Source organism: Burkholderia stagnalis, from assembly GCF_902830275.1.
Classification (GTDB): Bacteria; Pseudomonadota; Gammaproteobacteria; order Burkholderiales; family Burkholderiaceae; genus Burkholderia; species Burkholderia stagnalis.
The window spans coordinates 78099-89774 of record NZ_CADESW010000022.1 but is presented as its reverse complement, the minus strand read 5'-3'; the positions used below and the strand labels follow the sequence as shown (position 1 = coordinate 89774).

General features: G+C 69.1%; 11 protein-coding genes. 4 read left to right on the top strand and 7 right to left on the bottom strand.

Annotated features, from left to right (window positions below; translation table 11 throughout):
* Positions 1-76: 76 nt before the first annotated feature.
* Both dnaJ and pabB read left to right on the top strand, forming a co-directional pair.
* Positions 77-1207, top strand: a complete 1131-nt coding sequence (gene dnaJ / locus HWY45_RS29520) for a molecular chaperone DnaJ (protein ID WP_017333261.1) — start codon at positions 77-79, stop codon at positions 1205-1207.
* Positions 1208-1211: 4 nt separating this feature from the next.
* Positions 1212-3080, top strand: a complete 1869-nt coding sequence (gene pabB, locus HWY45_RS29515; protein ID WP_059882598.1) for an aminodeoxychorismate synthase component I — start codon at positions 1212-1214, stop codon at positions 3078-3080.
* Positions 3081-3217: 137 nt separating this feature from the next.
* Here the strand turns inward: pabB and panB are convergent, their stop codons facing one another.
* Genes panB through hda form a run of 6 tightly spaced genes read right to left on the bottom strand, consistent with a single transcriptional unit; the run spans position 3218 to position 8292 of the window.
* The gene (panB, locus tag HWY45_RS29510) at positions 3218-4033 is read right to left on the bottom strand and encodes a 3-methyl-2-oxobutanoate hydroxymethyltransferase (protein WP_059565248.1); all 816 of its coding nucleotides are present in this window, start codon (positions 4031-4033) and stop codon (positions 3218-3220) included.
* A gap of 42 nt (positions 4034-4075) precedes the next feature.
* Positions 4076-4762 (bottom strand): deoxynucleoside kinase, encoded by a 687-nt coding sequence (locus HWY45_RS29505; RefSeq protein WP_059802520.1) that lies wholly within the window; start codon positions 4760-4762, stop codon positions 4076-4078.
* On the bottom strand, positions 4759-5304 hold the full coding sequence (gene folK, locus HWY45_RS29500) for a 2-amino-4-hydroxy-6-hydroxymethyldihydropteridine diphosphokinase (RefSeq protein WP_059565250.1): 546 nt from the start codon (positions 5302-5304) through the stop codon (positions 4759-4761). Before folK ends, HWY45_RS29505 begins: the two co-directional genes overlap by 4 nt.
* Positions 5305-5339: 35 nt before the next feature.
* Positions 5340-6857, bottom strand: coding sequence for a polynucleotide adenylyltransferase PcnB (pcnB, locus tag HWY45_RS29495; RefSeq protein WP_059802518.1), 1518 nt, complete (start codon positions 6855-6857; stop codon positions 5340-5342).
* Positions 6858-6862: 5 nt separating this feature from the next.
* Positions 6863-7540 carry a histidinol-phosphatase gene (locus HWY45_RS29490; RefSeq protein WP_059565252.1) on the bottom strand — a complete coding sequence of 226 codons (678 nt, stop codon included), beginning with the start codon at positions 7538-7540 and terminating at the stop codon, positions 6863-6865.
* A gap of 11 nt (positions 7541-7551) precedes the next feature.
* Positions 7552-8292, bottom strand: a complete 741-nt coding sequence (gene hda, locus HWY45_RS29485) for a DnaA regulatory inactivator Hda (protein WP_279607758.1) — start codon at positions 8290-8292, stop codon at positions 7552-7554.
* 223 nt (positions 8293-8515) lie between these two features.
* Between hda and purM the strand changes: the two genes are divergently transcribed.
* Positions 8516-9571: a phosphoribosylformylglycinamidine cyclo-ligase gene (purM, locus tag HWY45_RS29480; protein ID WP_059565254.1), complete on the top strand. Its 1056-nt coding sequence runs from the start codon at positions 8516-8518 to the stop codon at positions 9569-9571.
* Between the two features lie 185 nt (positions 9572-9756).
* On the opposite strand, the gene tet is transcribed toward purM, so the two are convergent.
* Positions 9757-10947 carry a Tet(A)/Tet(B)/Tet(C) family tetracycline efflux MFS transporter gene (gene tet / locus HWY45_RS29475; protein WP_063895644.1) on the bottom strand — a complete coding sequence of 397 codons (1191 nt, stop codon included), beginning with the start codon at positions 10945-10947 and terminating at the stop codon, positions 9757-9759.
* 62 nt (positions 10948-11009) lie between these two features.
* Here tet and tetR point away from each other — a divergent pair, with 62 nt between their 5' ends.
* Positions 11010-11645: a tetracycline resistance transcriptional repressor TetR gene (tetR, locus tag HWY45_RS29470; protein WP_059882599.1), complete on the top strand. Its 636-nt coding sequence runs from the start codon at positions 11010-11012 to the stop codon at positions 11643-11645.
* Positions 11646-11676: the final 31 nt, after the last annotated feature.

Here is an 11676-nt window from a genome sequence, read left to right as displayed (position 1 = left end):
CCAGACGAGTCGCGAGACTTTACTGCGAGCGAAAGGAGCCGCCGCGTGCATGAGGCGCGGACGGCAGTGAAACGATATGGCGAAACGGGATTACTACGAGGTTCTGGGCGTCGCGAAGAATGCGAGCGACGACGAAATCAAGAAGGCATATCGCAAGCTTGCGATGAAGTATCACCCTGACCGCAATCCGGACAACAAGGATGCGGAAGAGCATTTCAAGGAGGCGAAGGAAGCCTACGAAATGCTGTCGGACAGCCAGAAGCGGGCCGCGTACGACCAGTACGGCCATGCGGGCGTCGATCCGAACATGGGCGGTGCGGGTGCACAGGGCTTCGGCGGCTTCGCGGATGCGTTCGGCGACATCTTCGGCGACATCTTTGGCCAGGCCGCGGGCGGCCGTGGCGGCCGGGCCGGCCCGCAGGTGTATCGCGGCGCGGACCTGCGCTACAGCATGGAAATCACGCTCGAGCAGGCCGCGCACGGCTACGACACGCAGATCCGCGTGCCGAGCTGGGTGTCGTGCGAAATCTGTCACGGCTCGGGCGCGAAGCCGGGCACCAAGCCCGAAACCTGCCCGACCTGCCATGGCCAGGGCACGGTGCGCATGTCGCAGGGCTTCTTCAGCATCCAGCAAACCTGCCCGAAGTGTCACGGCAGCGGCACCTACATTCCGGAGCCGTGCGCGCACTGCCATGGTTCGGGCAAGGTGAAGGAAACCAAGACGCTCGAAGTGAAGATCCCGGCGGGCATCGACGACGGCATGCGGATCCGCTCGGCCGGCAACGGCGAGCCGGGGATCAACGGCGGGCCGCCGGGCGACCTGTACGTCGAGATCCACATCAAGCCGCACGCGGTGTTCGAGCGTGACGGCGACGACCTGCATTGCCAGATGCCGATTCCGTTCACGACCGCCGCGCTCGGCGGCGAGATCGAGGTGCCGACGCTGGCCGGCCGCGCGACGTTCCCGGTGCCGGAAGGCACGCAGTCGGGCAAGACGTTCCGCCTGCGCGGCAAGGGCATCAAGGGGCTGCGTGCGAGCATCGCGGGCGATCTGTACGTGCATGTGCAGGTCGAGACGCCGGTGAAGCTGACCGACCAGCAGCGCGATCTGCTGAAGCAGTTCGAGAAGTCGCTGGCCGAAGGCGGTGCGCGTCACAGCCCGCAGAGCAAGAGCTGGTTCGACCGGGTGAAGAGCTTCTTCGAGTAACGGCATGACTGATGGCAGCGAGAGCGCGGCGTTCGCGCTCTTGGATGATTGCGACTCGACCGCATCCGCGCGGTCGAGTCGCTTGTATACGGGATTCGTGCGCGAGCGGGTGTGCGCCGATCCCGCGCGGCTCGACGACGTCGATGCGGCGCTCGCGCAGGATTTGCGCGACGGGCTGCATGCGGTCGTCGTCGGCGATTACGAATTCGGTCGCAACCTGCAATGGGCGCAGCCGGGCGAAGCCCCGCTGCGCTTTTTGCTGTTTGCGCGCTGCGAGCGCCTGTCGCGCGACGAAGTCGACGCCTGGCTCGCGCAACGCGACGGCGGCACGGCGTCGCCGTCGATCGCGGGCGTCGCGCACGTGACGAAGAGCGTGACGCGCGATGCGTTCGACGCGGCGATCGCTGCCGTGCACGACGCGCTGCGCGCGGGCGACTCGTATCAGGTCAACTACACCTTCCGGCTGCATTTCGACGCGTTCGGCACGCCGCTCGCGCTGTACCGGCGCCTGCGCGCGCGCCAGCCGGTGCGCTACGGCGCGCTGATCGCGCTGCCGGGCGGCGCGTGGGTCGTGTCGTGCTCGCCCGAGCTGTTCGTCGAGAAGCACGGCGACGTGCTGCGCGCGCGGCCGATGAAGGGCACCGCGCCGCGCTCGGACGACCCGCGGCGCGATGCCGAAGCGGCCGCGTTCCTCGCGAGCGATCCGAAGAACCGCGCCGAAAACGTGATGATCGTCGACCTGCTGCGCAACGACCTGTCGCGAATCGCCCGCACGGGAACCGTCAGGGTGCCGGCGCTGTTCTCGGTCGAGCCGTATGCGTCGGTGTGGCAGATGACGTCGACGGTGGACGCGGGATGGCGCGACGGCACGACGTTTGCCGACCTGCTGCGCGCGCTGTTTCCGTGCGGGTCGATCACCGGTGCGCCGAAACACAAGACGATGCAGCTGATCGACGCGATCGAATCGACGCCGCGCGGCCTCTATACGGGCACGATCGGCTGGCTCGATGCGCCGCAGGCAAGCGCCGACGGGAACCCGGACGGCGCGCCGCGCTGCGGCGATTTCTGCCTGTCGGTCGCGATCCGCACGCTGACGCTCGATGCGGCCGCGGCATCGGGCCGGCGGATGGGCACGATGGGCGTCGGCGCGGGCATCGTGCTCGACAGCGTCGCGGCCGACGAATATGCGGAGTGCGAATTGAAGGCGCGATTCCTGACCGATGCCGATCCCGGCTTCCAGCTGTTCGAAACCACCTGCGCGACGCGCGCGGAGGGCATCCGCCATCTCGACCGCCACGTCGCGCGGCTGCAGCGCAGCGCGGACGCGTTCGGCTTCCGCTTCGACGCGGATGCGCTGCGCGGCGCGATCGACGCGCGCTGCGCGGCGCTCGACGGCGACGGCCCGTACCGGATGAAGCTGGCGCTGGCGAAGGACGGCGCGCTCGAGATCGTGGCGGCGCCGCTCAAGCCGCTGCCGGACGGGCCGGCGGGCATGCTGCTCGCGGCCGATCATGGCTTTGCGCCGACGCACGCCGACGATGCGCTGCTGCAGCACAAGACGACCCGTCGTGCCGACTACGATCGCGCATGGCAGGCCGCCGAGGCGCTCGGCTGTTTCGACATGCTGTTCGTCAACGAGCGCGGCGAAGTGACGGAGGGCGGGCGCTCGAACCTGTTCGTGAAGCTCGACGGCCAATGGGTGACGCCGCCGCTGTCGTGCGGCGTGCTGCCGGGCGTGATGCGCGGCGTGCTGCTCGACGATCCGTCGTTCGGCGCGACGGAGCGTGTCGTCACGCGCGACGACCTGGCGCGCGCGCAGGCGCTGCTGCTGACCAACGCACTGCGCGGCGCAGTCGATGCGGTACTGAAGTGACCTGAGCCGATCGGCACGCGCTGCCGATCGGCCGGTGCCGGACTCATGCGCATCACGGCGAAACGAGGCCGCAAAAAAACGCGGCGCCCCGCAAAGGGCGCCGCGTTTTTTCATGTCTGCGCGCCGGCGGCGCCGCGTCAGAACGTATGTTCCGGGCCGGGGAACGAACCGTCCTTCACCGCGCGCACGTACGCATCGATGGCCGCGTGGATGCTCGGTTGGCCCTGCATGAAATCCTTCACGAAGCGCGGCCGCTTGCCGGGGAAGATGCCGAGCATGTCGTGCAGCACCAGCACCTGGCCCGTGCAGTCCGCGCCCGCGCCGATGCCGATCGTCGGCACGCGCAGCATCTGCGTGACTTCGGAGGCGACGAGCATCGGGACGGCCTCGAGCAGCACGATCTGCGCACCGGCGGCCTCGAGCGCGCGCGCGTCGCGCAGCAGCTGCGCGGCGCCGGCCTCGGTCTTGCCCTGCACCTTGAAACCGCCGAACGCGTGCACCGACTGCGGCGTGAGGCCGATGTGCGCGCACACGGGCACCGCGCGCTCGACCAGGAACCGCACGGTGTCGGCGAGCCATTCGCCGCCTTCGAGCTTGACCATCTGCGCGCCCGCGCGCATCAGCTTGACGGAGCTGGCGAACGCGTCGGCCGGCGTGCCGTACGTGCCGAACGGCAAATCCGCCATGATCAGCGCGCGCGGCTGCGCGCGTGCGACGCAGGCCGTGTGATACGCGATATCGTCGAGCGTGACGGGCAGGGTGGTGGTGTGGCCTTGCAGCACGTTGCCGAGCGAATCGCCGATCAGGAGGACGTCGGCGCCCGCGCGGTCGAGCAGCGCGGCGAAGCTCGCGTCGTAGCAGGTCAGCATCGCGATCTTCTCGCCGGCGTCGCGCATTGCCTGCAGCTTCGGCACCGTCACGGCAGGCCGGCTCGAATCCTGGAGATAGGTCATGGGAATTCCGGTTCGATGGGTAGAAAAGCGGCGAGCGACGCGTCAGCGCGTCGTCTCGCCCTTGACGAAGAACTCCTTGCGGCCGCGCATCGTCTCGATGCGCTCGATCAGCAAGGCAAGATCCTCGGGAGAGTCCAGCGGGTTCAGGTGCTCCGCCGCGACCGTCAGCACCGGTGTGCGGTCGTAGTGATAGAAGAATTCGTTGTACGCGTCGACGAGCGAGCGCAGGTACGCATCGCTGATCTGCAGCTCCATCGGCAGGCCGCGCTTCTGGATCCGCGCGAACAGCACTTCGGGGCTCGCCTGCAGGTACACGACGAGCTCGGGCGCGGGCGCCTGCTGGGCATCGACGTGCGCGGCGAGCGCGCGGTAGAGCTGCCATTCGTCGTCGGGCAGGTTCAGCCGCGCGAAGATCTCGTTCTTCTGCGGCATGAAATCGGCGACCACCGGGCGGCCTGTTTCCAGCGCCGCAACCAGTTCGCGCGCCTGCTGCGCGCGCTGCAGCGCGAACGACAGCTGGGCCGGCAGCGCATAGCGCGCCGTGTCGCGATAGAAGCGCTCGAGAAACGGGTTGTCCTGCGGGCGTTCGAGCAGCGGCTGCATCGACCAGCGCTCGCCGAGCAGGCGGGCGAGCGTCGTCTTGCCGACGCCGATCGGGCCTTCGATCACGAGATAGCGATGCGGCGCGCGCAGGTCCGGCGCGGTGACGGTCAGCGGGGTAGGGTTCATCGGCAGCGGGTTTTGTCGGCGCCGTCGCCGGCGGCGGCGAGCGCCTTCTGCATCAGGCACTGGCAGGTCTGGACCTTCTCGATGCGCTGGCCCGCGACCGCGGCGAGGAACGCCTGCGCGCGGCCGCGCGCCGGGATGTCGAGCGCCGGGTCGATCTCGACGAGCGGCACCAGCGCGAACGCGCGGTCGGTCAGGCGCGGGTGCGGCACGATCAGGTCGGGTTCGTCGATCGAATCGGCGCCGAACAGCAGGATGTCGATGTCGAGCGTGCGGGGAGCGTTGCGGTACGGGCGTTCGCGCCCGAAGTGATGTTCGATCTTCTGGCAGAGGGCGAGCAGCTCGCGCGCGGCGAGCGTGGTGTCGATCTTGACGACGCAGTTGTAGTAGTCGTCGCCCCCGGCGTCGACCGGGGCCGTGCGATACAGGCTCGACTTGCCGAGGATCGAGATGGTGTGCTGCTGGGCAAGACACACCACCGCGTCCTTCAAAGTCTGGCGCGCATCGCCGAGATTCGCCCCCAGTCCGAGATATGCAACCGTCATGGCATCACTTCCTACGTCGTTCGCCGGCGCGCGCGTCAGTCTTCGGAACCGCCCGACACTTCGGGCGCCTGCGCGGCGCCGTCGTCCGGCTTGCGATTCCTCGCGCCGCCGCGGCGGCGCCGCTTGCGGGGCGATTTTTCCTTCGAGCCGCCCTGCGTGAGCAAGGCCTCGCGCGCGGCCGCGTCGCCTTCGATGAAATCCGTCCACCACTGCCCGACGTCCTGCTCCAGCTCGCCGGATTCGCAGCGTAACAGGAGGAAATCATACCCCGCTCTAAATCTTTGGTGTTCCAGCAGGCGCAGCGCGCTGCGGCCGGAGCGCTTCTCGAGGCGCAGCTGCAGGCCCCAGATCTCGCGCATGTCGGCCGAGTAGCGCTTGTGGATCGCGAGCTTCTCGGTCTGCATGTCGAGCACGTCGTCCATCGCGCGATGCAGCGCGGGCACCGGGAACTCGCCTTCGGCCGAGTATTGCTCGAAGCGCTGGCGCATGTCGTGCCACAGCAGCGTCGCGAACAGGAAGCCCGGCGACACCGGCTTGCCGGCGCGCACGCGCGCGTCGGTGTTGTTCAGCGCGAGCGTGATGAACTTCTCGCCCTGCGGCTGTTCGAGCACGACGTCGAGCAGCGGCAGCAGCCCGTGGTGCAGGCCTTCCTTGCGCAGCTGCTTCAGGCACGCGAGCGCATGGCCGGACAGCAGCAGCTTCAGCATCTCGTCGAACAGGCGCGCGGCGGGCACGTTGTTGATCAGGTCGGCGAGCGCGTTGATCGGCTCGCGCGTGTGCGTCTCGATGTCGAAGCCGAGCTTCGCCGCGAAGCGCACGACGCGCAGCATCCGCACCGGATCCTCGCGGTAGCGCGTGGCCGGATCGCCGATCATCCGCAGCAGGCGGGCGCGCATGTCGGCCATCCCGTCGTGGTAGTCGAGCACCGTCTGCGTCGACGGGTCGTAGTACATCGCGTTGATCGTGAAGTCGCGGCGCGCGGCGTCCTCGTGCTGCTCGCCCCACACGTTGTCGCGCAGCACGCGGCCGCTCGCGTCCACCGCATGCGTGCGGCGGTCGAGCTCGTCGCGCTTCAGGCGCTTCGGCGGCTCGGCCGCGGCGGGCGGCGGATCGACCAGCGCGCGGAACGTCGACACCTCGATCAGCTCCTGGCCGAACTGCACGTGGACGATCTGGAAGCGGCGGCCGATCAGGCGCGCGCGGCGGAACAGGCGCTGCACCTCGGTGGGGGTCGCGTCGGTCGCGACGTCGAAGTCCTTCGGCGCGATGCCGAGCAGCAGGTCGCGCACCGCGCCGCCGACGATGAACGCGCGAAAGCCCGCCTGCTGCAGCGTGTCGGTCACGCGCACGGCGTTCTTCGAGATCAGCGCGGGATCGATGCCGTGCACGTTCGCGGGCACGACGGTCGGCTCATGGTTGCGCGGCTTCTTCGCAGCGGGGCGGGCGCCCTTCGCGGCGCGCGGGGCGGCCTGGGTATCGGCGGGCGCGGTATCGGCCGGCGTTTGGGCGGCGTCGTCCTGGCCGAGCAGCTTGCGGATGAATTTTTTGATCACGACGTTCAGAAGAGATCGAGGATGCGCCAGCCGCGGTTGCTTGCATGCGCGCGCAGCGTGTCGTCGGGGTTGGTCGCGATCGGGTCGGTGACTTTCTCGAGCAACGGGATGTCGTTGTGCGAATCGCTGTAGAAATAGCTGTGTTCGAAATCGTCCCAGTGCTTGCCGAGCGACGCGAGCCACGCTTCGGTGCGGATGATCTTGCCTTCGCGATAGCTCGGCGTGCCGGTCGGCCGGCCCGTGTACGGCGAATCGGGGTGGCCGTCGGTCGTCTCGACTTCGCACGCGATCAGCGTGTCGACGCCGAACGCGGTCGCGATCGGCCGCGTGATGAATTCGTTGGTCGCGGTGACGACGCAGCACAGGTCGCCGGCATCGAGGTGCTGGCGCACGAGTTCGAGCGCGGCGGGCGTCATCGCGGGCCGGATCACCTCGTGCATGTACTGCTCGTGCCACTCGGCGAGCTGCGCGCGCGAATACTTCGCGAGCGGCGTGAGCATCGCCGTGAGGTACGCGTGGATGTCGAGCTTGCCGGCCTTGTAGTCGGCGAAGAACTGGTCGTTCTGACGCGAGAAGCTTTCCGCGTCGACGATGCCGAGCTTCACCATGAAGCGGCCCCATTCGTGGTCGCTATCGGTCGGGATCAGCGTGTGATCGAGGTCAAAGAGTGCCAGATTAGTCATGGAAGCGCATTTTACTCGAAGCGGTTCGGGCCCGTGCCCGGCGGCACGATGTCGTCGCCGGGGCGGGCCAGCATCCGGCGCAGCAGCGGCAGCGTGACGGCGCGTTTCTGCTCGAGCGAGAAGCGGTCGAGCGCGTCGAGCAGCGCCATCAGGCTGGGCATGTCGCGGCGGAAATGAGTCAGCAGGTAGGCCGCGATATCGTCGGTGAGCGCGATCCCGCGCTCCTTCGCCGCGAGCTTCAGTACGGCGATCTTGCCGGCGTCGGACGGCGGCGACAGGTGGAACACGAGCCCCCAGCCGAGGCGCGTGCGCAGATCCTCGCGGACGTCGAGCGCGAGCGGCGCCGCGGGCCCTGCCGCGACGAACGCGCTCGACGGATGCGCGCGGACCTCGTTGAACAGGTTGAACAGCGCGACCTGCTGCGTGTCGCTCATCCGGTCGCAGTCGTCGATCGCGTAGATGCCGATGCGCGGGTCGAACGTGAACGCGCCGAGCGGGCTTTGCGGCGTGAGATAGCGCGCGTAGCCGTACGACGCGTCGCTCACGAGCGCCTGCAGCAGGTGGCTGCGGCCGCTGCCCGGCTCGCCCCAGATGTAGAACGACCGGTCCGGCACGGGGCCCGCCGCCAGCGCGAGGTCGAGCTTCTGCAGCCGCGTGACGAGCTCGTCGTTCTCCTCACTCATGATGAAGTTGTCGAACGTGGCGGGCGGCGGCGTGCCGAGATCGAGCGTCAGTTGACGGGACACAGTCACAATGCGGGTCGGTTGGAAAAACGTGCGCCGGGGCGCGCGGGGTCGATGGCTGCACGCGCGGCCGCACGCACGGCGGCGCGCGGGTTCCGGCGCGGCTCGCTCAGCGATGAAAACGGGGACGTGTTGGCCAAGATGCGATCCCTGACGATTCGATGCGGGGAATTCCGGCCACGCGGCCGGGTTCGGGTAAAATCGCATTTTACCGACCTTCTCGCATTCCCCCATGAATCCTCCGAAATCCGCTCCTGACGCCCAAGGTCTGTCCTATCGTGACGCGGGCGTCGACATCGACGCGGGCGATGCCCTCATCGACAAGATCAAGCCCTTTGCGAAGAAAACCCTGCGCGACGGCGTGCTCGGCGGCATCGGCGGGTTCGGCGCGCTGTTCGAAGTGCCGAAGAAGTATCGCGAGCCGGTGCTCGTGTCGGGCACCGACGGCGTCGGCACCAAGCTCAAGCTCGCGTTTCATCTGAACAAACACGACACGGTCGGCCAGGATCTCGTCGCGATGAGCGTGAACGACATCCTCGTGCAGGGCGCCGAGCCGCTGTTCTTCCTCGACTACTTCGCGTGCGGCAAGCTCGACGTCGACACGGCCGCGACCGTCGTCAAGGGCATCGCGCAGGGCTGCGAACTGTCGGGCTGCGCGCTGATCGGCGGCGAAACCGCGGAAATGCCGGGCATGTACCCGGACGGCGAGTACGACCTCGCGGGCTTCGCGGTCGGCGCGGTCGAAAAGAGCAAGATCATCGACGGCAGCACGATCGCCGCGGGCGACGTGGTGCTGGGCCTTGCCTCGAGCGGCATCCACTCGAACGGCTTCTCGCTCGTGCGCAAGATCATCGAGCGCGCGAATCCGGACCTGTCGGCCGATTTCCACGGCCGCTCGCTGGCCGACACGCTGATGGCGCCGACCCGCATCTACGTGAAGCCGCTGCTCGCGCTGATGGAAAAGATCGCCGTGAAGGGCATGGCGCACATCACCGGCGGGGGCCTCGTCGAGAACATTCCGCGCGTGCTGCGCGAAGGCCTCACCGCCGAGCTGGACCAGAAGGCCTGGCCGCTGCCGCCGCTGTTCCAGTGGCTGCAGGAGCACGGCGGCGTCGCCGACGCGGAAATGCACCGCGTGTTCAACTGCGGGATCGGCATGGCCGTGATCGTGTCGGCGGCCGATGCCGACGCGGCGGTCAGCCAGCTGACGGCAGCCGGCGAGCAGGTGTGGAAGATCGGCACCGTGCGCGCGAGCCGCGAAGGCGAGGCGCAGACGGTCGTGGTCTGAGCGGCATCCAGGCTGCATCACCGTTCATGCAAAACGCCCGGCGCAAGCCGGGCGTTTTGTTTTGGGTGCGCCGATTTCGTCAACGCAGGCCGTTGCTTCCGTAAAACGTCAGCTGGGGCGGGTGGTCGGCGTGGCCGGACATCGCGGCCTTGTTCGCGGTGAGCCGGATGCGTGCCCGTCCGGCCTCAGGGCGCAGCGCCTGCGCGCGCCGCCCGCGCATTGAACAGCAGCGGCGGCACGAGCAGGTACAGCAGCGCGGCGGCCGCCCACACGAGCCCTGGCCACGTGTCGCGGGTGGCTGCATATGTGGCGGTGACGACGAGCGGCCCCGCGACGCCGATCAGGCTCGCGACGCTCGCGAGCGCGCCCTGCAGTTCGCCCTGCCGCGCGTCGTCGACCTGGCGCGCGAGCATCGCCTGCAGCGCCGGCAACGCGAGGCCGCCCGCCGCGAACAGCGGCAGCAGCGCGAACGGCACCCACGCCGCGGCGGCGAACGCGATGGCCACGAGCCCGAGTGCATCGCCGGCAAGGCCCAGCGCGAGCGCGCGGCGCTCGCCGAGGCGCGCGATCAGCGGCCCGATCGCAAACGCCTGCGCGAGCGCGTGGCACGCGCCATAGCCCGTGAGCGACAACCCCGCGATCAGCGTCGACCAGCCGAAGTGTTCCTGGCCGTACAGGATCCACAGCGTCGCGGGCGCCTGCGACACCAGCGCGACGATCACGTAGACGCCGACCAGCGCGGCGAGCGTCGGGCCGCCGCGCAGCAGGCGCAGGCTCGCGAACGGATTGAGGATGGTGGCCGTGTGGCCGTCGCGCGCCGACGGCGGCCGCGATTCCGGCAGCGCGCGCCACACGAGCGCGAGATTGAGTGCGTTGAGCAGCGCGGCCGCGACGAACGGCGCACGCAGGTGCCACGCGCCGAGCAGCCCGCCGATCAGCGGGCCGGCGATGAAGCCGATGCCCATCACGGCGCCCAGCTGGCCGAAACGCCGCGCACGGTCGGGTTCGGCCGTGACGTCGGTGACGTACGCGGTCGCGACCGCGACGCTCGCGCCCGTGATGCCCGCGATCAAGCGCCCCGCGTAAAGCCACGCGAGCGTCGGCGCATAGGCCATCAGCAGATAGTCGAGCGCGGCGCCCGCGAGCGACGCGAGCAGCACGGGCCGGCGGCCGAAGCGGTCACTCAGCGCGCCGAGCAGCGGCGCGCACAGGAATTGCGCGAACGCATACAGCGCGAGCAGCACGCCGTAATGCGTGTCGGTGCTGCCCATGCCGGCGAGCGAGCGCAGCAGCCCGGGCAGGATCGGCATCACGAGCCCGACGCCGATCGCGTCGAGCAGGACGGTCGCCAGGATGGCAATCAGGGAGGGATTCAAGATCGTGACCCTATCGGTGATAGAGTGGCGATTATTCCACGGTTTCCCTATCGGTGATAAATATGAAGGATACAGGCGCGCGGCTCACACGCGACACGGTATTGCGCGTGGCGCTCGACCTGCTCGACGAGGTCGGCATCGACGCGCTGTCGACGCGGCGGCTCGCGGAGCGGCTTGGCGTGCAATCGCCGACGCTTTACTGGCATTTCCGGAACAAGGGCGAGCTGCTCGAAGCGATGTCGGACGCGATCATGTCCGAACGCCGTCAGGCCTCGCTGCCGCGGCCGGGCGACGCATGGGACACGTGGCTCGCCGCGAATGCGCGCAATTTCCGCGCCGCGCTGCTGGCCTATCGGGACGGCGCGCGCCTGCATGCCGGCACGCGGCCGCGCGCGGGGGATTTCGACGCGATCGAATCCAAGCTGGCGTTGTTGTGCGATGCGGGTTTCGCACCCGAGCAGGCCATCGACGTGATGTTCGCGCTCGGCCGCTTCGTGGTCGGCTGGGTACTGGAGGAGCAGGCGGAACCGGAAGGCGCGCCCGAGGCGGAGGACCTGCCGGATCCGGCCGCGTACCCGCTCGTCGCACAAGGGTGGGCCGCACTGCGCGCGCGCAGCCGCGACGAGGCGTTCGAGCGCGCGATCGCGCTGGTGGTCGACGGCGCGCGCGCGCAACTGGCCGCGCGCCGGGCCGGCTGACGACGCGCGCCTCCGCGTGCCGGCGCGCGCC

Coding starts and splice junctions, on each gene's coding strand:
- folK (WP_059565250.1), bottom strand. CDS start 5,304: ATGACGGTTGCATATCTCGGACTGGGGGCGAATCTCGGCGATGCGCGC.
- panB (WP_059565248.1), bottom strand. CDS start 4,033: ATGACCTATCTCCAGGATTCGAGCCGGCCTGCCGTGACGGTGCCGAAG.
- tetR (WP_059882599.1), top strand. CDS start 11,010: ATGAAGGATACAGGCGCGCGGCTCACACGCGACACGGTATTGCGCGTG.
- HWY45_RS29490 (WP_059565252.1), bottom strand. CDS start 7,540: ATGACTAATCTGGCACTCTTTGACCTCGATCACACGCTGATCCCGACC.
- pabB (WP_059882598.1), top strand. CDS start 1,212: ATGACTGATGGCAGCGAGAGCGCGGCGTTCGCGCTCTTGGATGATTGC.
- dnaJ (WP_017333261.1), top strand. CDS start 77: ATGGCGAAACGGGATTACTACGAGGTTCTGGGCGTCGCGAAGAATGCG.
- purM (WP_059565254.1), top strand. CDS start 8,516: ATGAATCCTCCGAAATCCGCTCCTGACGCCCAAGGTCTGTCCTATCGT.
- HWY45_RS29505 (WP_059802520.1), bottom strand. CDS start 4,762: ATGAACCCTACCCCGCTGACCGTCACCGCGCCGGACCTGCGCGCGCCG.